The sequence below is a fragment of the Enterobacter cloacae complex sp. IR53030 genome (assembly GCF_049238365.1).
GTDB classification, from domain to species: domain Bacteria; phylum Pseudomonadota; class Gammaproteobacteria; order Enterobacterales; family Enterobacteriaceae; genus Enterobacter; species Enterobacter kobei.
Genome location: NZ_JBMKHA010000007.1, coordinates 197173 through 217085, shown reverse-complemented (window position 1 = coordinate 217085; position 19913 = coordinate 197173). Strand labels below are relative to the sequence as shown.

At 55.8% G+C, this 19913-nt stretch carries 17 protein-coding genes; 13 read left to right on the top strand and 4 right to left on the bottom strand.

The annotated features are described in order from the left end of the window. Positions 1–14 precede the first annotated feature (14 nt). The 12 genes from amiB (at position 15) to rlmB (ending at position 13801) form a co-directional block, all read left to right on the top strand. Positions 15–1352: an N-acetylmuramoyl-L-alanine amidase AmiB gene (gene amiB / locus ACOTXR_RS10075; RefSeq protein WP_045134425.1), complete on the top strand. Its 1338-nt coding sequence runs from the start codon at positions 15–17 to the stop codon at positions 1350–1352. A gap of 9 nt (positions 1353–1361) precedes the next feature. Then, the gene (gene mutL / locus ACOTXR_RS10070; protein WP_058690319.1) at positions 1362–3206 is read left to right on the top strand and encodes a DNA mismatch repair endonuclease MutL; all 1845 of its coding nucleotides are present in this window, start codon (positions 1362–1364) and stop codon (positions 3204–3206) included. After that, positions 3199–4149, top strand: coding sequence for a tRNA (adenosine(37)-N6)-dimethylallyltransferase MiaA (gene miaA, locus ACOTXR_RS10065; RefSeq protein WP_032629682.1), 951 nt, complete (start codon positions 3199–3201; stop codon positions 4147–4149). The genes mutL and miaA overlap by 8 nt, the downstream gene beginning before the upstream one ends. Positions 4150–4234: 85 nt before the next feature. After that, positions 4235–4546, top strand: a complete 312-nt coding sequence (gene hfq / locus ACOTXR_RS10060; RefSeq protein WP_047744928.1) for an RNA chaperone Hfq — start codon at positions 4235–4237, stop codon at positions 4544–4546. Between the two features lie 73 nt (positions 4547–4619). Beyond that, a complete protein-coding gene (gene hflX, locus ACOTXR_RS10055) occupies positions 4620–5900 on the top strand; it encodes a ribosome rescue GTPase HflX (RefSeq protein WP_023331851.1) in 1281 nt (426 codons plus the stop codon). 56 nt (positions 5901–5956) lie between these two features. Next, positions 5957–7216, top strand: a complete 1260-nt coding sequence (gene hflK / locus ACOTXR_RS10050) for an FtsH protease activity modulator HflK (RefSeq protein WP_014882229.1) — start codon at positions 5957–5959, stop codon at positions 7214–7216. 2 nt (positions 7217–7218) lie between these two features. Next, positions 7219–8223, top strand: a complete 1005-nt coding sequence (gene hflC, locus ACOTXR_RS10045; protein ID WP_013095290.1) for a protease modulator HflC — start codon at positions 7219–7221, stop codon at positions 8221–8223. Positions 8224–8294: 71 nt separating this feature from the next. Then, positions 8295–8492, top strand: a complete 198-nt coding sequence (locus tag ACOTXR_RS10040) for a DUF2065 domain-containing protein (protein ID WP_003855996.1) — start codon at positions 8295–8297, stop codon at positions 8490–8492. A gap of 104 nt (positions 8493–8596) precedes the next feature. After that, positions 8597–9895 (top strand): adenylosuccinate synthase, encoded by a 1299-nt coding sequence (locus ACOTXR_RS10035; protein WP_006178975.1) that lies wholly within the window; start codon positions 8597–8599, stop codon positions 9893–9895. A gap of 192 nt (positions 9896–10087) precedes the next feature. After that, positions 10088–10513: a nitric oxide-sensing transcriptional repressor NsrR gene (gene nsrR / locus ACOTXR_RS10030; RefSeq protein WP_421767026.1), complete on the top strand. Its 426-nt coding sequence runs from the start codon at positions 10088–10090 to the stop codon at positions 10511–10513. Between the two features lie 38 nt (positions 10514–10551). Further along, positions 10552–12996, top strand: coding sequence for a ribonuclease R (rnr, locus tag ACOTXR_RS10025; RefSeq protein WP_014882231.1), 2445 nt, complete (start codon positions 10552–10554; stop codon positions 12994–12996). A gap of 70 nt (positions 12997–13066) precedes the next feature. After that, positions 13067–13801 carry a 23S rRNA (guanosine(2251)-2'-O)-methyltransferase RlmB gene (rlmB, locus tag ACOTXR_RS10020; protein ID WP_014882232.1) on the top strand — a complete coding sequence of 245 codons (735 nt, stop codon included), beginning with the start codon at positions 13067–13069 and terminating at the stop codon, positions 13799–13801. 89 nt (positions 13802–13890) lie between these two features. On the opposite strand, the gene ACOTXR_RS10015 is transcribed toward rlmB, so the two are convergent. Then, on the bottom strand, positions 13891–15165 hold the full coding sequence (locus ACOTXR_RS10015; protein WP_058690318.1) for an MFS transporter: 1275 nt from the start codon (positions 15163–15165) through the stop codon (positions 13891–13893). Between the two features lie 193 nt (positions 15166–15358). Here ACOTXR_RS10015 and ACOTXR_RS10010 point away from each other — a divergent pair, with 193 nt between their 5' ends. Further along, a complete protein-coding gene (locus ACOTXR_RS10010; RefSeq protein WP_058690317.1) occupies positions 15359–16981 on the top strand; it encodes an isovaleryl-CoA dehydrogenase in 1623 nt (540 codons plus the stop codon). On the opposite strand, the gene ACOTXR_RS10005 is transcribed toward ACOTXR_RS10010, so the two are convergent. The 3 genes from ACOTXR_RS10005 to bsmA all read right to left on the bottom strand — a co-directional run bounded on the left by ACOTXR_RS10005 (position 16978) and on the right by bsmA (position 19835). Then, the gene (locus ACOTXR_RS10005; protein WP_047625916.1) at positions 16978–18909 is read right to left on the bottom strand and encodes a methyl-accepting chemotaxis protein; all 1932 of its coding nucleotides are present in this window, start codon (positions 18907–18909) and stop codon (positions 16978–16980) included. The genes ACOTXR_RS10010 and ACOTXR_RS10005 overlap by 4 nt on opposite strands. A 172-nt stretch (positions 18910–19081) precedes the next feature. After that, positions 19082–19369, bottom strand: coding sequence for a DUF1471 family protease activator YjfN (gene yjfN / locus ACOTXR_RS10000; RefSeq protein ID WP_023331857.1), 288 nt, complete (start codon positions 19367–19369; stop codon positions 19082–19084). Between the two features lie 136 nt (positions 19370–19505). Next, the gene (gene bsmA / locus ACOTXR_RS09995) at positions 19506–19835 is read right to left on the bottom strand and encodes a biofilm peroxide resistance protein BsmA (RefSeq protein ID WP_072205338.1); all 330 of its coding nucleotides are present in this window, start codon (positions 19833–19835) and stop codon (positions 19506–19508) included. Between the last annotated feature and the right edge of the window lie 78 nt (positions 19836–19913).

Here is a 19913-nt window from a genome sequence, read left to right as displayed (position 1 = left end):
GTAGGGATGACGGGATGAAAAATCGCGTTAAAGGTTGGCTGTTAGCTGCTTCGGTGCTGCTGTGCGCGCAGGCCGGGGCGGCAAGCCTTTCGGATATTCAGGTGTCGAACGGCGAAAGCCAGGCCCGGATCACGTTTAGCTTTATGGGTGACCCTGAATACGCTTTTTCACAGCCAGACAGCCACAGCGTGGCGCTGGATATCAAACAGACCGGGGTGATTCAGGGGCTCCCGCTTCGGTTCAGCGGTAACAACCTGGTGAAAAGTATTCGCTCGGGTAACCCGCAGGACAGCCAGTCATTGCGCCTGGTGGTGGATCTCACCGAAAAGGGCAAAACGAAAGCGGTTAAGCAGCAAAACGGCGCGAACTATACGGTAGTTTTTACCATCAATGCCGACGTTCCGCCGCCGCCTCCGCCGCCACCGGTTGTCGCGAAACGCGTGGAGGAGCCTGTGTATACTCCGCGTCCATCGGAACCCGCGCGTAATCCGTTTAAATCGCAGAACGATCGCATTACCGCAGCAACCAGCAGCAATACGGTAACGCGTCCGGCGGCCAGTGCGCGCCGCGCGGTCAGCGGTGATAAAGTGATTATCGCCATTGATGCCGGACACGGTGGTCAGGATCCTGGTGCGATTGGCCCGGGCGGCACGCGGGAGAAAAACGTCACAATTGCCATTGCCCGCAAGCTGCGCGCGCTGCTGAATGACGATCCTATGTTTAAAGGCGTGTTGACCCGTGACGGCGACTATTTTATTTCCGTTATGGGCCGCTCGGACGTGGCGCGTAAGCAAAATGCCAATTTCCTGGTCTCTATTCATGCGGATGCTGCGCCAAACCGCAGTGCCACGGGCGCGTCTGTGTGGGTGCTGTCAAACCGCCGGGCAAACAGCGAGATGGCAAACTGGCTGGAAGAGCATGAGAAACAGTCAGAACTGCTGGGCGGTGCGGGTGATGTGCTGGCAAACAGTCAGTCAGACCCGTACCTCAGCCAGGCGGTACTGGATTTACAGTTCGGTCATTCCCAGCGCGTCGGGTATGATGTCGCCACTAACGTGTTGAATCAGCTGCAGGGCATCGGGGCATTGCACAAGCGTCGCCCGGAACATGCGAGCCTGGGCGTGCTGCGTTCGCCGGATATTCCGTCAATTCTGGTGGAGACCGGCTTTATCAGCAACAACGCCGAAGAGCGCCTGCTGGGAAGCGACAGCTATCAGCAGCAAATTGCCGAAGCGATTTATAACGGTCTGCGTAAATACTTTGACGCGCACCCGCTGCAGTCCGCGCCGTCGGGCGGAGCAGGCCAGGTGGCCAACGCTTCACTGCCGGGTGGGATGACCGCGACCAACTAAGGAGACATCATGCCGATTCAGGTTCTACCGCCGCAGCTTGCGAACCAAATCGCCGCCGGTGAGGTGGTGGAACGTCCTGCATCGGTGGTGAAGGAACTGGTGGAAAACAGCCTCGATGCGGGAGCTACCCGCATTGATATTGATATCGAACGCGGCGGGGCGAAACTTATCCGCATTCGCGATAACGGCTGTGGGATAAAAAAAGACGAGCTGGCGCTGGCGCTGGCGCGTCATGCCACCAGTAAAATTGCCTCTCTGGACGATCTTGAAGCAATAATCAGCCTCGGCTTTCGCGGCGAGGCGCTCGCCAGTATTAGTTCGGTTTCCCGCCTGACGTTGACCTCTCGTACCGCTGAACAGCAGGAAGCCTGGCAGGCATACGCCGAAGGACGCGACATGGATGTGACGGTTAAACCCGCGGCGCATCCTGTCGGTACCACGCTGGAAGTGCTGGATCTGTTCTACAACACCCCCGCCCGACGCAAGTTTATGCGTACCGAAAAAACCGAATTCGGCCATATCGACGAGATCATTCGTCGTATCGCGCTGGCGCGTTTTGACGTCACCATTAATCTCAGCCATAACGGCAAGGTGATGCGCCAGTATCGCGCGGTGGCGGAAGGCGGGCAGAAAGAGCGCCGTTTAGGGGCTATCTGCGGAACGCCATTTCTGGAACAGGCGCTGGCGATAGAGTGGCAGCATGGCGATCTCGCTTTACGTGGCTGGGTGGCTGACCCGAACGCCAGCAGTGCGGCTTTCTCTGAAATTCAGTATTGCTACGTGAATGGCCGCATGATGCGCGACCGCCTCATTAACCACGCCATTCGTCAGGCCTGTGAAGACAAGCTTGGGGCCGATCAGCAACCGGCTTTTGTGCTTTATCTGGAGATCGATCCGCATCAGGTCGATGTTAACGTCCACCCCGCCAAGCATGAGGTGCGCTTCCATCAGTCGCGTCTGGTGCATGATTTTATCTATCAGGGCGTGCTGAGCGTATTGCAACAGCAGGTTGAGCCTACATTGCCGCTGGAAAAAGACGATTCCTCACCGCGTCCCATCCCGGAAAACCGTGTCGCTGCGGGCCGCAACCATTTTGCGCAGCCCGCTGTCGCGCGAGAGCCGGAAACGCCTCGATTCTCAACCGGTGCGAGCACGACGCGTCCGACGGGAGCAAACTATCCCAACGCTCAACCCGGCTATCAAAAGCAGCAGGGGGCGTTGTACCGTAAGTTGCTGGAAACGCCTGCTGTTGAGCGCAAAGATCACGTTGCAGTGGCGACACCGTCCCTTGAAGGGCACAGCCAGAGTTTCGGGCGAGTGCTGACGATTATCGCACCGGATATGGCATTGCTAGAACGCGACGGCAAATTGCAGCTTCTGGCGTTACCGGTTGCCGAACGCTGGCTCAAACAGGCGCAACTGACGCCAGGGGAAAATGCGGCCTGTGCGCAGCCGTTATTGATCCCGGTTCGTCTGAAAATATCCGCTGAAGAAACGCGGGTATTGCAGCGTACAGAGGCCCTACTGGCGCAAATGGGCATTGAAATGGTGCTCGAACCACAACATGTGACAATTCGCGCAGTGCCTTTACCCTTACGCCAACAAAATTTACAAAACTTGATTCCTGAACTGATAGGCTACCTGGCGCAGCAAACATCGTTTGAGGCCGCCAACACCGCGCAGTGGATCGCTCGCCATCTGGCCAGCGAACATACACCGTGGAGTATGGCGCAGGCGATTACCGTGCTGGCGGAGGTCGAACGCCTCTGCCCACAGCTGGTGAAAGCGCCGCCGGGTGGGTTATTACAACCTGTTGATTTGAAAACGGCGATGACCGCCCTGAAACATGACTGACGTAAGTAAGGCGAGCCTGCCAAAGGCAATTTTTTTAATGGGCCCCACGGCCTCCGGCAAAACGGCGTTAGCCATTGAGTTACGCAAAGTTTTGCCTGTAGAGTTGATTAGCGTTGATTCCGCCCTCATCTATCGGGGGATGGACATTGGTACGGCGAAGCCTGGCGCAGAAGAACTGCGTGCGGCACCGCACCGTTTGCTGGATATTCTCGACCCGGCAGAGGCTTACTCCGCAGCGGATTTCCGCCGGGATGCCTTAGCCGAGATGGCCGAGATTACGGCGGCGGGACGTATACCGCTGTTGGTTGGCGGCACCATGCTCTACTTTAAGGCGCTGCTGGAAGGATTATCACCTTTACCTTCCGCAGATCCTGACGTGAGAGCAAAGATTGAGCAACAGGCGGCAGAGCAGGGATGGGACGTGTTGCATAAGCAACTAGCAGAGATTGACCCGGTTGCGGCAGCGCGAATCCATCCAAATGATCCGCAAAGGCTTTCCCGGGCACTGGAAGTTTTTTTCATTTCGGGTAAAACTTTAACGGAACTGACGCAAACGTCAGGAGACGCTCTGCCGTATCAGGTGCATCAGTTCGCCATCGCCCCGGCGAGCCGTGAACTGCTCCATCAACGAATTGAGCAGCGTTTTCATCAGATGTTAGCTTCAGATTTTGAAGCAGAAGTGCGGGCGCTATTTGCCCGTGGAGATTTGCATACGGATATGCCTTCCGTTCGTTGTGTGGGATACCGCCAGATGTGGTCGTATCTTGAAGGTGAGATTTCATACGATGAAATGGTTTATCGAGGTGTTTGCGCCACGAGACAGTTAGCGAAGCGCCAGATCACCTGGTTGCGCGGTTGGGAGGGAGTTCACTGGTTAGACAGTGAAAAACCGCAACAGGCGTTAAACGAGGTGATTGAGGTTGTTGGTGATATCGCCCACTGAATGTGTACAATTGAGACGTATCGTGCGCAATTTTTCAGAATCGCAAGGTTCTAAGTACAAAACAAGCATATAAGGAAAAGATAGAATGGCTAAGGGGCAATCTTTACAAGATCCGTTCCTGAACGCATTGCGTCGGGAACGTGTTCCAGTTTCTATTTATTTGGTGAATGGTATTAAGCTGCAAGGTCAGATTGAGTCTTTCGATCAGTTTGTGATCCTGTTGAAAAACACGGTCAGTCAGATGGTCTACAAGCACGCTATCTCTACTGTTGTTCCGTCCCGTCCAGTCTCTCATCACAGCAATAACGCTGGCGGCGGCACTGGCAGTAACTACCATCATGGCAGCAACGCGCAGGGTTCTTCAACGCCAGCGCAGGGCAGCGACGAAACCGAATAAGGTTTCAGCTGTTATCCACACGGGGAGCCAGGGATCCTGCGTTCCCCGCTGATCTTTTTAGAGAGGTTTACGCTTGTTTGACCGTTATGATGCCGGTGAGCAGGCGGTGCTGGTACACATCTATTTTTCGCAAGACAAAGATATGGAAGATCTCCAGGAGTTTGAATCTCTGGTCTCTTCCGCCGGTGTCGAAGCAATGCAGGTGATTACCGGTAGCCGTAAAGCGCCGCACCCAAAGTATTTTGTTGGTGAAGGTAAAGCAGTAGAAATTGCGGATGCCGTAAAAGCAACCGGCGCGTCAGTCGTGTTGTTTGATCATGCGCTGTCTCCAGCCCAGGAGCGCAACCTGGAAGCTCTCTGCGAATGCCGTGTGATCGACCGCACGGGATTGATTTTAGACATTTTTGCTCAGCGTGCACGTACCCATGAAGGGAAATTGCAGGTTGAGCTTGCACAACTGCGCCATCTGGCGACGCGTCTGGTGCGTGGCTGGACCCACCTTGAAAGACAAAAAGGCGGGATCGGTTTGCGCGGTCCGGGTGAAACCCAGCTCGAAACCGACCGTCGTTTACTGCGTGGCCGTATTACCCAGATCCTCTCGCGTCTGGAACGTGTAGAGAAACAGCGTGAACAGGGGCGTCGGGCGCGAACCAAAGCTGACATCCCGACCGTGTCGCTGGTGGGTTATACCAACGCCGGTAAATCCACCCTGTTTAACCAGATAACCGAGGCCCAGGTTTATGCCGCAGACCAGCTGTTTGCGACCCTGGACCCTACGCTGCGTCGTATTGACGTAGCAGACGTGGGTGAAACGGTGCTGGCGGATACCGTAGGGTTTATCCGCCATTTGCCACACGATCTGGTGGCGGCGTTTAAAGCGACGTTGCAGGAGACGCGACAGGCGACCCTGCTGCTGCACGTGATTGATGCGGCTGACGTACGCGTGCAGGAGAACATCGACGCGGTGAACGTGGTGCTGGAAGAGATTGATGCCCACGAAATTCCCACGCTGTTGGTGATGAACAAGATCGATATGCTGGAGGATTTCGAACCGCGTATCGACCGAGATGAAGAGAACAAACCGATTCGGGTCTGGCTTTCTGCTCAGGCCGGTATTGGTGTGCCACTGCTTTTCCAGGCTTTGACAGAACGTCTTTCCGGTGAGGTAGCGCAGCACACGCTGCGCCTGCCGCCACAGGAAGGCAGGCTGCGCAGCCGGTTTTATCAGCTTCAGGCGATAGAAAAAGAGTGGATGGAGGATGACGGCAGCGTGGGGATGCAGGTGCGTATGCCGATCGTTGACTGGCGTCGCCTCTGTAAACAAGAACCTGCGCTGGCGGACTATATCGTCTGATCAGAAAGGGGAAGCCTGAAAAATTCGCCCTTGCATAACAAATATGGAGCATATACATGGCGTGGAATCAGCCCGGTAATAACGGACAAGACCGCGACCCGTGGGGAAGCAGCAATAATCAAGGCGGCAACTCTGGGGGAAATGGCAACAAAGGTGGTCGCGAGCAGGGGCCGCCGGATCTGGATGATATCTTCCGCAAGCTGAGCAAAAAGCTTGGTGGCCTGGGCGGAGGAAAAGGTTCTGGCTCAGGGGGTAATTCCACTCAGAGTCCGCGCCCGCCAATGGGTGGCCGCGTAGTGGGCATTGTGGCCGCTGCGGTGGTAATCATCTGGGCAGCCAGCGGGTTCTACACCATTAAAGAAGCAGAACGCGGCGTGGTCACCCGTTTCGGTAAGTTCAGCCATCTGGTTGAGCCGGGCCTGAACTGGAAGCCGACCTTCATTGACGACGTGACAGCGGTAAACGTGGAGTCCGTCCGTGAACTGGCCGCCTCTGGCGTGATGCTGACGTCTGATGAGAACGTGGTGCGCGTTGAGATGAACGTCCAGTACCGCGTGACCGATCCTGAACGTTATCTGTTTAGCGTAACCAGCGCCGATGACAGCCTGCGTCAGGCGACTGATAGCGCCCTGCGTGGTGTGATTGGTAAATACACCATGGACCGCATTCTCACCGAAGGTCGTACCGTTATTCGTAGCGATACCCAGCGCGAGCTGGAGGAGACCATTCGTCCGTACAACATGGGTATCACCCTGCTGGACGTTAACTTCCAGGCTGCTCGTCCGCCGGAAGAGGTGAAGGCCGCATTTGATGATGCAATTGCTGCCCGTGAGAACGAACAGCAGTACATCCGTGAAGCGGAAGCGTACACCAACGAAGTTCAGCCACGTGCTAACGGTCAGGCGCAGCGTATTCTGGAAGAAGCACGCGCGTATAAGACGCAGACCATCCTGGAAGCACAGGGTGAAGTGGCTCGCTTCGCGAAGATTCTGCCGGAATATAAAGCAGCGCCAGAAATTACCCGTGAGCGTCTCTATATCGAGACCATGGAAAAAGTGCTGAGCCATACCCGCAAAGTGTTGGTTAACGACAGCAAAGGTGGAAACCTGATGGTGCTGCCGCTGGATCAGATGCTGAAAGGCGGTTCTGCACCGGCCGCGAAAGACACCAGCGGAGCAAACAACCTGCTGCGTCTGCCGCCAGCGTCATCGGGCAGCGCCAGCGCGAACACAACGCCTTCTTCGAACGATGGTGACATTATGGACCAACGCCGTGCTAACGCGCAGCGTAACGACTACCAGCGTCAGGGGGAATAAGGATGCGTAAGTCAGTTATTGCGATCATCGTCATCGTACTGGTCGTGCTGTATACCTCGATCTTTGTGGTGAAAGAGGGCGAGCGTGGGATCAAGTTCCAGTTCAGCAGCGTCGTGCGTGACAGTGACAAACGTCCGGTGATTTACGAACCGGGCCTGCACTTCAAGGTGCCGTTCATTCAGTCAGTGAAAACGCTGGATGCGCGTATCCAGACTATGGATAACCAGGCTGACCGTTTCGTGACCAAAGAGAAGAAAGACCTGATCGTTGATTCCTACATCAAATGGCGCATCAGCGATTTCAGCCGTTACTTCCTGGCAACCGGTGGTGGCGACGTTTCTCAGGCGGAAGTGCTGCTGAAACGTAAGTTCTCTGACCGTCTGCGTTCTGAAATTGGTCGTCTGGATGTGAAAGACATCGTGACCGACTCCCGCGGTCGTCTGACCCTGGAAGTGCGCGATGCGCTGAATTCCGGTACAGCGGGCACGGAAGACGAAGTGGAAACGCCAGCAGCGGATGACGCGATTGCGAAAGCAGCTGAACGCGTTCAGGCTGAAACCAACGGTAAAGTGCCGGTGATCAACCCGAACAGTATGGCTGCGCTGGGTATCGAAGTGGTTGACGTGCGTATCAAGCAGATCAACCTGCCAGCTGAAGTGTCCGAAGCGATCTACAACCGTATGCGCGCCGAGCGTGAAGCGGTAGCCCGTCGCCACCGTTCACAAGGCCAGGAAGAGGCTGAGAAGCTGCGTGCTGCAGCGGACTACGAAGTTACCAAGACGCTGGCGGAATCTGAACGTCAGGGCCGTATTCTGCGCGGTGAAGGTGATGCGGAAGCGGCGAAGCTGTTCGCAGATGCCTTCAGCCAGGATCCCGACTTCTACGCCTTTATCCGTAGCCTGCGTGCTTACGAGAATAGCTTCCAGAGCAACCAGGATGTGATGGTGCTCAGCCCGGACAGCGATTTCTTCCGTTATATGAAGACGCCGACTAACGCAACACGATAAACTCTGGCACGTTTGAGTATTCAAACCACCGCTCCCTCCGGAGCGGTGGTTTTCTTTTATAAGGAATAAAAATGAATTCAACCATTTGGCTGGCGCTGGCCCTGGTGTTAGTGCTGGAAGGCCTGGGACCGATGCTTTATCCGCGTGCCTGGCGCCGCATGATCGCGACCATGAGCCAACTTCCGGATAATATTTTGCGCCGTTTCGGCGGTGGACTTGTGGTTGCTGGCATCGTGATCTACTACATGTTGAGGAAAACGATTGGCTGATCAAAAAGTGGTCGGATTTGGCGTATTTTGAGGTCAAAAAGTGCTGTATATCTGAAAAAGCGATGGTAGAATCCATTTTTAAGCAAACGGTGATTTTGAAAAAAATGGGTAACAACGTCGTCGTACTGGGCACCCAATGGGGTGACGAAGGTAAAGGGAAGATTGTTGATCTTCTGACTGAACGGGCTAAATATGTTGTACGCTACCAGGGCGGTCACAACGCAGGCCATACTCTCGTAATCAACGGTGAAAAAACCGTCCTCCATCTTATTCCATCAGGCATTCTTCGCGAAAACGTCACCAGCATTATCGGTAACGGCGTTGTGCTGTCTCCCGCTGCGCTGATGAAAGAGATGAAAGGTCTGGAAGACCGTGGTATCCCTGTTCGTGAGCGTCTGCTGCTCTCCGAAGCCTGCCCGCTGATCCTGGATTATCACGTGGCACTGGACGTCGCGCGTGAGAAAGCACGTGGTGCGAAAGCGATCGGTACGACCGGTCGTGGTATCGGCCCGGCTTATGAAGATAAAGTGGCACGTCGCGGTCTGCGCGTGGGCGATCTCTTCGACAAAGCCACCTTCGCTGAAAAACTGAAAGAAGTGATGGAATATCACAACTTCCAGCTGGTGAACTTCTACAAAGCTGACGCTGTTGACTACCAGAAAGTGCTGGATGACGTCATGGCGATTGCAGACATTCTGACCGGTATGGTTGTTGATGTGTCCGATCTGCTGGACCAGGCGCGCAAGCGTGGCGATTTCGTTATGTTCGAAGGTGCGCAGGGTACGCTGCTGGACATCGACCACGGTACCTATCCGTACGTAACCTCTTCTAACACCACCGCAGGTGGCGTGGCGACCGGCTCTGGCCTGGGTCCACGTTATGTGGATTACGTTCTGGGCATCATCAAAGCTTACTCCACGCGTGTGGGGGCAGGTCCATTCCCGACCGAGCTGTTCGATGAAACCGGCGAGTTCCTCTGCAAGCAGGGTAACGAGTTTGGCGCGACCACCGGTCGTCGTCGTCGTACCGGCTGGCTGGACGCGGTTGCTGTGCGTCGTGCCGTGCAGATCAACTCCCTGTCTGGCTTCTGCCTGACCAAGCTGGACGTGCTGGACGGCCTGAAAGAAGTGAAAATCTGCGTCGGCTACCGTATGCCAGACGGCCGTGAAGTGACCACAACTCCGCTGGCCGCTGACGACTGGGAAGGCATTGAGCCAATTTACGAAACCATGCCGGGCTGGTCTGAGACCACTTTCGGTGTGAAAGAGCGTAGTGGCCTGCCACAGGCGGCGCTGGATTACATCAAGCGTATTGAAGAACTGACCGAAGTGCCGATCGATATTATTTCTACCGGCCCGGATCGTACTGAAACGATGATCCTGCGCGACCCGTTCGACGCATAATCTTCGTGAATGCTGGCCTGCGGGGAAACTCGTAGGCCGGATAAGCGTAGCGCCATCCGGCGACCGCTCCTGGATCTCCGCTTTTTCGCCCCGTCTGTCAAATAAATTAGCCGCTATCTATCTGGCTGGTTTATCATCATTAATGAATATCTCTGCGGTTTGACCGCGTTTTCCCTTTTTCCTGAGGTTGATGTGCAGTTAACAAGTTTCACCGATTACGGCTTACGTGCGCTGATTTACATGGCGTCGTTACCCGATGGGAAGATGACCAGTATCTCTGAAGTGACGGAGGTATACGGCGTATCTCGTAATCATATGGTCAAAATAATCAATCAACTTAGTCGTGCCGGATACGTTGCTGCCGTCCGCGGGAAGAATGGGGGGATCCGTCTCGGTAAACCGGCGCAGAGTATTCGCATCGGGGATGTGGTACGCGAACTGGAGCCCTTGTCTCTGGTGAACTGCAGCAGTGGGTTTTGCCACATTACACCCGCTTGCCGCCTGAAACAGGCGCTTTCTAAGGCTGTGCAAAGTTTTCTCAAGGAACTGGATAACTACACGCTGGCCGATTTGGTTGAAGAGAATCAACCGCTTTATAAATTATTGCTGGTGGAATGAAGAAAATTTCCACCGGAGCTGACAACGGAGGAACCGACATGTCACAAGATCCTTTCCAGGAACGCGAAGCCGAAAAATACGCGAATCCTATCCCCAGCCGCGAGTTCATCATTGAACACTTAACAAAACGCGAAAAACCCGCCAATCGTGAAGAACTTGCCGTTGAATTAAATATTGAAGGTGAAGAGCAAATTGAAGCCCTTCGCCGTCGCCTGCGTGCCATGGAGCGCGACGGGCAACTGGTCTTTACCCGCCGCCAGTGCTACGCGCTGCCTGAACGCCTCGACTTGCTGAAAGGCACCGTGATTGGGCACCGTGATGGCTTTGGCTTCCTGCGCGTGGAAGGCCGCAAAGATGACCTGTATCTGTCATCTGAACAAATGAAAATGTGTATCCACGGCGACCAGATCCTGGCGCAGCCGCTGGGTGCTGACCGTAAAGGTCGCCGGGAAGCGCGCGTGGTGCGCGTACTGGTGCCAAAAACCAGCCAGATTGTTGGCCGTTACTTCACTGATGCGGGTGTGGGCTTTGTGGTGCCGGACGACAGCCGTCTGAGCTTTGACATCCTGATCCCGCCTGAAGAGGTGATGGGCGCACGCATGGGCTTTGTGGTTGTGGTAGAACTCACTCAGCGCCCAACGCGTCGCACCAAAGCGGTTGGTAAAATCGTGGAAGTCCTGGGCGATAACATGGGCACTGGCATGGCCGTTGATATGGCATTGCGCACCCATGAGATCCCCTACATCTGGCCGAAAGCGGTTGAAGATCAGATCGAAAGTCTGCGTGAAGAAGTGCCGGAAGAGTCCAAAGTGGGCCGCGTGGATCTGCGCTCCCTGCCGCTGGTCACCATTGATGGCGAAGATGCCCGCGACTTCGATGATGCCGTTTACTGTGAGAAAAAACGCGGTGGCGGATGGCGTCTGTGGGTGGCGATTGCGGACGTGAGCTACTATGTTCGCCCGCACACCCCGCTGGATAACGAAGCGCGCAGCCGTGGTACCTCGGTGTATTTCCCCTCTCAGGTAATACCAATGCTGCCGGAAGTGCTCTCTAACGGCCTGTGCTCCCTGAACCCGCAGGTTGATCGCCTCTGTATGGTGTGTGAGATGACCATCTCCACCAAAGGGCGCTTAACCGGCTACAAGTTCTATGAAGCGGTCATGAGTTCCCATGCGCGTCTGACCTATACCAAGGTCTGGCATATGCTGCAGGGCGACCAGGATCTGCGCGAACAATACGCGCCGCTGGTCAAGCATATTGAAGAACTGCATAACCTCTACAAAACGCTGGATCAGGCACGCGAAGAGCGCGGCGGGATCTCGTTCGAGAGTGAAGAAGCGAAGTTTATCTTCAACGCAGAGCGTCGCATTGAGCGTATCGAGCAGACCCAGCGTAATGATGCGCACAAGCTGATCGAAGAGTGTATGATCCTGGCGAACATCTCGGCAGCGCGTTTCGTTGAGAAAGCCAAAGAGCCAGCGCTGTTCCGTATTCACGATAAGCCGTCAACGGAAGCCATCACCGCGTTCCGTTCAGTACTGGCGGAACTGGGTCTGGAGCTGCCTGGCGGCAACAAGCCTGAACCGCGCGATTACGCCGAGCTGCTGGAGTCCATTGGCGACCGTCCTGATGCAGAAATGCTGCAGACGATGCTGTTGCGTTCGATGAAGCAGGCGATTTACGATCCGGAAAACCGGGGACACTTCGGCCTGGCGTTGCAGTCTTACGCGCATTTCACCTCGCCGATCCGTCGCTATCCTGACCTCTCTCTGCACCGCGCGATCAAGTATCTGCTGGCGCAGGAGCAGGGCCATAAAGGGAACACTACCGAAACCGGCGGTTACCACTATTCGATGGAAGAGATGCTGCAGCTCGGTCAGCACTGTTCCATGACCGAGCGTCGTGCTGATGAAGCCACGCGCGACGTAGCGGACTGGCTGAAGTGTGACTTTATGCTGGACCAGGTGGGCAACGTCTTTAAAGGCGTGATAGCCAGCGTGACCGGCTTTGGTTTCTTCGTGCGTCTGGACGAGCTATTTATCGACGGTCTGGTGCACGTCTCCAGCCTGGATAACGACTACTACCGCTTCGACCAGGTTGGTCAGCGCCTGATTGGCGAATCGGGCGGTCAGACCTACCGTCTGGGCGACCGTGTGGAAGTGAAAGTTGAAGCCGTGAATATGGACGACCGTAAAATCGACTTCAGCCTCATCTCCAGCGAGCGTGCGCCGCGTAACGTCGGTAAAACCGAGCGTGAACGGGCGAAAAAAGGCGGAAACGGTAAACCGGGCGGCGGTAAACGTCGCCAGGCGGGTAAGAAGGTAAACTTCGAGCCAGACAGCGCGTTCCGCGGCGAGAAGAAGCAAAAGCCGAAGGCGGCAAAGAAAGACGCTCGCTCAGCGAAAAAACCTTCTGCGAAGACGCAGAAAATCGCTGCTGCCACCAAAGCAAAACGTGCAGCGAAGAAAAAACAGGCGGAGTAAGTTCCGCCCCTCACCCTGACCCTCTCCCCAGTGGGGAGAGGGGAAAGAACAGTCATAATGAGAACCATCAATGAGTGAAATGATTTACGGCATCCACGCGGTGCAGGCCCTTCTCGAGCGCGCACCGGAGCGTTTTCAGGAAGTGTTTATTCTGAAAGGGCGTGAAGACAAACGTCTGATGCCGCTGATCCACGCGCTGGAAGCGCAGGGCGTGGTGATCCAGCTGGCGAACCGTCAGTACCTGGATGAGAAAAGTGAAGGCGCGGTTCACCAGGGCATTATTGCTCGCGTGAAGCCGGGCCGTCAGTATCAGGAAAACGATCTGCCGGATCTTATTGCCGCACTGGATAACCCGTTCTTCCTGATCCTTGATGGCGTAACCGATCCGCACAATCTCGGCGCATGCCTGCGTAGCGCGGATGCGGCAGGTGTGCATGCTGTGATTGTACCGAAAGATCGCTCCGCGCAGCTGAACGCGACGGCGAAGAAAGTGGCCTGCGGCGCAGCGGAAAACGTTCCGCTGATCCGCGTAACCAACCTGGCGCGTACCATGCGTCTGCTGCAGGAAGAGAATATCTGGATCGTCGGTACCGCGGGTGAGGCAGATCATACCCTGTACCAGAGCAAAATGACCGGACGTCTGGCGCTGGTGATGGGTGCGGAAGGTGAAGGTATGCGCCGTCTGACGCGCGAGCACTGCGACGAGCTGATCAGCATCCCGATGGCGGGCAGCGTGTCGTCCCTGAACGTGTCTGTGGCGACGGGCATCTGCCTGTTTGAAGCGGTTCGTCAGCGCGGAGAATAAACAGCAAGGCCGTCCAAGGACGGCCTTTAGTGTTTTCTCCCTCTCCCCGTGGGAGAGGGCCGGGGTGAGGGCACCAGACGGTGACAACCTCACTCCTCTAACGACCGCAAATGGTCATCCTTTCGCAGCGTCATCAGCGCGAAAATACTCACTACCGCCGTTGCCATCACATAATATGCCGGAATATCCAGGTTGTCCGTCTCTTTAATTAATCCGGTAATAATCAGTCCTGCACAGCCCGAGAAGATCGCGTTTGACAGGGAATACGCCAGCCCCAGGCCGGTATAACGCACGCGCGTCGGGAACATTTCAGACAGCATTGCCGGCCCCGGTCCTGCCAGCATTCCCACCAGTCCGCCCGCAATTAGCACCACCATCGCTTTAACGGCCAGCGTGGCGGACTCAGCCTGCAACATTTTCAGCAGCGGCAGGGCGAGGATCAGCAGCAGGGCGGTGGCAATCATCATCACCGTGCGGCGGCCAATCTTGTCGCTCAGGATACCCGAGGGAATGATGGTCAGCGCAAAGCCGATATTCGAAATCACCGCTATCAGCAGTGCCTGGTTAAACCCTGTGTGTAGCGCCGACTGGAGATAGGTCGGCATAATCACCAGGTAGGTGTACCCTGCCGCCGACCAGACCATGACCCGGCAAATGCCCATCAGAATCGTTTTGAGCGTGGCGGAGGTGCTGGCCTGAGCCACAACCGGTTTTTCCTTCTGCAGCACAAAGCTCGGCGTCTCTTCCATACTCACACGCAGCCATAGCGCGACAGCCCCCATCGGCAGCGCAAGGAAGAATGGAATACGCCAGCCCCAGTCATGTAATGCCTCAGGCGTGAGAAGGGCGGAGAGCAGTGCCACAATCCCCGCGCCCGCTAGCAGCCCGAGCGCCACGGTAAAGGACTGCCACGCGCCATACAGACCGCGCTTGCCGCGTGGAGCGAACTCTGTCATCAACGAAACTGCACCACCGTACTCTCCGCCTGCGAACAATCCCTGCAAAATGCGCAGCAGCGTAACGATCAGCGGTGCGGCAATGCCTATGCTGGCGTAGACGGGCACAAGACCAATGGCTGTGGTGGCGAGCGTCATCAGTACCAGCACAATGATCAGCGTCGGTTTCCGGCCAATCCTGTCGCCGATGCGGCCAAATACCACCGCACCCAGGGGACGGAAGAAGAACGCGATAGCAAACGAGGCCCAGGTGAGGATCAGGCTGGTCAGTCCCGCTTCTCCCTCGAGCTGGAAGAAGTTCCTGGCAATCACGGTCGCCATAAAACCGTAGACCGCAAACTCATACCACTCGATGAAGTTACCAATGGAGCCTGCAATTAATGCTCGCTTGTGCGCATCCGGTTGCATAACGATCCTCACTGAAAGGGGTAAGAATAAATTATTCAACAAAAGCGAAGTGATGAAATAGTTTATTCTTATGTTCTGTGAGCTATTTCACGAATGATATCAGCGGGATCGCCAGCTTGTGACCCCCCTCCCATGCAGCGTGCACGCGGCCTGTCCATACTTATCTTCATTGCCACTGAAGGAGGGAGACAGCATGCACTGGCAGACCCATACCGTTTTCAATCAACCGGCACCGCTTTCAAACAGCAACCTTTTCCTCTCCGACTGCGCCCTGCGTGACGCGGTTTCCCGCGAGGGGGCCGAGTGGGATAGCGAGCTGCTCGCCAGTATCGGGCAGCAGTTAGGGACCGCAGAGTCGCTGGAGCTGGGCAGGCTGGCCAACGTCAACCCACCGGAGCTGTTACGCTACGACGCCACCGGAGAGCGGCTGGACGATATTCGCTTTCACCCCGCCTGGCACCTGCTGATGCAGGGGCTCTGTGCCAACCGGGTACATAACCTGGCGTGGGAAGAGGAGGCGCGAAGAGGTTCCTTTGTGGCCAGAGCGGCACGGTTTGTTTTGCATGCGCAGGTTGAAGCCGGCACGCTTTGCCCCGTCACCATGACCTTCGCCGCCACGCCGCTGTTGCAACAGTCGCTACCTAAACCGTTTCATGCATGGTTAACGCCGCTGATGAGCGATCGCTACGATCCCCATCTCGTGCCGGGTGGGCAAAAACGCGGGTTGCTGATCGGCATGGGGATGACGGAAAAGCAGGGGGGATCCGATGTCCTGAGCAACACCACCAAAGCGGAAAAATGCAGCGATGGTAGCTACCGTCTGGTAGGCCATAAATGGTTTTTCTCCGTCCCGCAGAGTGATGCGCATCTGGTGCTGGCTCAGACAAAAGGTGGATTATCCTGCTTTTTTGTCCCGCGCTTTTTACCTGACGGACAACGTAACGCCGTACGGCTGGAGCGCCTGAAGGACAAGCTCGGGAACCGCTCCAACGCGAGCAGCGAGGCGGAGTTTCTTGATGCCTCCGGCTGGCTGCTGGGGGAAGAAGGGGAAGGGGTACGGCAGATCCTCAAAATGGGCGGCCTGACGCGCTTCGACTGCGCGCTGGGCAGCCACGGTTTAATGCGCCGGGCGCTGTCTGTGGCGTTGTACCACGCTCATCAGCGGCAAACCTTCGGTAAAAATCTCATCGATCAGCCGTTAATGCGTGAGGTCTTAAGCCGCATGGCGCTGATGCTGGAGGGGCAAACGGCACTGCTGTTCCGTCTCGCCCGCGCGTGGGATAAACGTGTGGATCCGCAAGAGGCGGCCTGGGCACGGCTGTTTACGCCGGCCGCGAAATTTAGCGTCTGCAAAGCGGGTATCCCGTTCGTGGCAGAGGCAATGGAGGTGTTGGGCGGCGTAGGATACTGCGAGGAGAGTGAGCTTCCCCGCCTGTATCGCGAAATGCCGGTGAACAGTATCTGGGAAGGCTCAGGCAATATCATGTGCCTGGACGTGCTGCGCGTGCTGACGAAGCAGCCCGGGATCCACGACCTGCTGGCCGATGAGTTTGCGCAGGTCAAAGGGCAGGACAGACACTTTGACCGCAGCTGGCGCCAGCTTCAGCAAAAGCTGCGTAAACCACAGGAGGCGCAGGGGCGGGAGATCGCGCAGCAGCTTTTTCTGCTGGGGGCCGGGAGCCAGATGCTGCGGCACGCATCGCCGCCCGTGGCGCAGGCGTGGTGCCGCATGATGCTGGATACCCGTGGCGGTACGCTGATGAGCGAGCAGGTGCAAAGCGATTTGCTGCTGCGCGCCACGGGCAGGGTTGGCTAGCGTTTAAGCTGGAACAGACTGACCAGTTGGGTAAGGTGTAAACCTTTCTCGCGCAGCGTGTGTGCGGTTTGTTCGCTGCGCGAGACGCGATCGGCGTTGATGTGTGACGCTTCACCAATGTGGGTCATAGCGAGATTCACCTGGCCAATCCCCGCGGATTGCTCGCGCGATGCGTGGTTAATTTCGGTGACCAGCTGGCTGATGTTATCGATATGAACGATGATGGAATCCATAGCCAGACGCGTCTGTTCAGACAGCGCGTGACCTTCGCTCACTTTTCTCAGCGTATCGCCAATCAGCTGTTCTATCTCTTTCACCGCGTTGGCGCTCCGGCCCGCCAGCGCGCGAACTTCCTGGGCAACCACCGCAAAACCTTTTCCGTGCTCGCCTGCACGTGCCGCTTCTACCGCCGCATTCAGCGCCAGAATATTGGTCTGAAACGCGATGGACTCAATCACGCGGGTAATATCTTCGATACGTTTTGACGCTTCGCGAATGTCATCCATCGTGGCAACCGCATGGGTTACCGTTTCACCCCCCTGGTGAACCGCGCGTGAGGTTTCACACACCAGTTGCTGCGTTTGCTCCATGTTGGCGGCATTTTGCTGTACGGTCGCGGCCAGTTGCTCCATGCTGGCTGAGGTCTCCTCCACGCTGCTGGCCTGCTTGTTGATCTGCTCTGAGATCTCGCCGGTATCGGAGGCCAGCGCGTTAGTCCCCGTCTGGATCTCACCTGCTGCCTCGCGAACCTGCAGAACAATTTTTTGCAGCCCGCCGCCAATGCCGTTAATGGCGTCAATCAGCTGTCCGACCTCGTCCCGGCGCGTCACGGGCAGGCTGGAGCGAAGATCGCCGTCGGCATACTGCCGTGCAAGCTGAATCACGTTGCGCAGCGGTTGCGTCAGCATACGGCGAATAAGGACCACGAACAGGCCTGCAAAGAGGACTGACAAGACCACACCGGCCAGCAGGAAGCGATCGCGCATGGCGGTGACGCTTGAAAGCAGCACTGACTTATCCACTTCGCCCACGATAGTCCAGTTCCAGCCGGGTAGCGGGGTATAGGCCATTTTCAGCGTCCGTCCGTCGACACTTATGCGCTCCAGGGTGCCGGGTTTATCACCCAGAAGCTGCTGTTGTGTCGCGCTGTCCCACTTCGGCAGTTGTCCCTCTTCCGTGGTGTGGAACAGGTATTGCCCGCGTGTTTTGCCGTTGCTGCGATCCAGCACGAAGAAGTGACCGCTCTCGCCCAGGCGGCGGTTGAGGATTTTCTCGCGCATGACGTTCCAGGAGTGGCTAATGTCCACCCCGACAAAGACGATCGCAATGACCTGACCTTCGGCGTTTTTCACCGGCTGGTACTGGGTGATATAGCGTTTGCCAAACAGCAGCGCCAGGCCACGGTAGACATCACCTTTATTGGCGGCGGCAAAGGCCGGGCTGGAGGTATCCAGAACGGTCCCCATTGCGCGCTCGCCATTCTCTTTACGCAGGGAAGTGGCGACGCGAATAAAGTCGTTACCGCTGCGAACAAATAGCGTGGAGATGGCTCCCGTTCGGTTCAGGAAGTCGTCAGAAAAAGTGGTATTTTCATGGAGTTCCGTTTCCCCGCCTTTCAGCAGAGGAACATTGAGCCCGTTAATTGTCCGGGTCTGAAGCGTATCGACGCTAAATGGCTGGGGCAAAAAAGTCGTAAACAGTCTGGTATAGCTTTCGACTTCTTCACTCAGGCTGGTGTTGAACATTTGCACCATATCGACCATACCGGTGGACTGGTTATGCAGGTCTTCTACCGCGAGGGCTTCAAGCTGCTGGCTGGCTTTTTGGCTGAGCAGGAAAGTGAAAAGCAGAAACAGCACGGCAACACTGACGCCCGTCAGCAGCGATAGCTTTGTCCCGAGGCCCGCACGGCGGAAAAAATTGATCATAAATTGCTCATCATTGAAAAGGTATGGTTCTTCAACGGCAGAGCGGGGATTACGTTTACTAAATTAATGTAACAAAATGTTATTTAGTTGTTTTTATATGGTTTTGTAAAAGATAAAAAATTTGCAAAAACGAAAAGCCACTAAAAATAAGTGGCTTTTATCAGGAAGGTTCTTAGACGTAGAGAATGGCCTGTACCCGCCAGTGGTCGACATGGTTATCTTCCTGCATCTGGATGATGCGATACCATGAGGCACCCTGTTCATCGGCTTTTAATGCCACGATACGTTCAACATCTTGCGGGCTCCCCGAAATGTTATTGACGGAGATGTGGCCTATTTCATTCAGACCTGTAACGCAATCCGCGCTGGCAAATTCTGCTGACTGCGCGGTGGTGCTCACCAGGCCTGCTGAGAGCAACAGAGAGGTCAAAGCAAGAGTTCGTTTCATCGTCAGCTCCATTTCACATATCTCCGGTATCCGCCGGGCAATCCTTCGCGAATAAACTCCTTTCCATTGATGCGGGCATGGAGTTTATTGTGGACAGGAAAATGTCTATGGACGCAAAGCAGTGTAAATGTCGTTCAAAGGAAAACCATTACTGACGGTATAAAATGGCCTGTGAATACCACTGCCCCGTAATGATGGTTTCATCGACGATGATAATGACGTAATAATCTGCTTTGGCGGCGACGGCTTGTGCCTTTATTGCCTCTTCTGCGTCATCCGGAGAACCGCGAACCAGCGCGGAGACGGTGCCCATTCGTTGTAATCCTTCTGTCTGATTACGACGAATCTCCTGCGGGTGATCGGCAACCGGGGGAGCGGGTTGCGGCGTTCCCTGCAGTGCGCTACAGCCACTGAGAAGAAGCACCAGCAATAAAGCTGCAAACCTGTGCATAACCATATCTCTTTTCCTGATAGCCATAGTGTAGTTGTCTGCGAATTTCGTTTTGGGGGAATGTTCCCGAAGTGTTATCTGGGGCGTAATTTTCGAATGAAAATA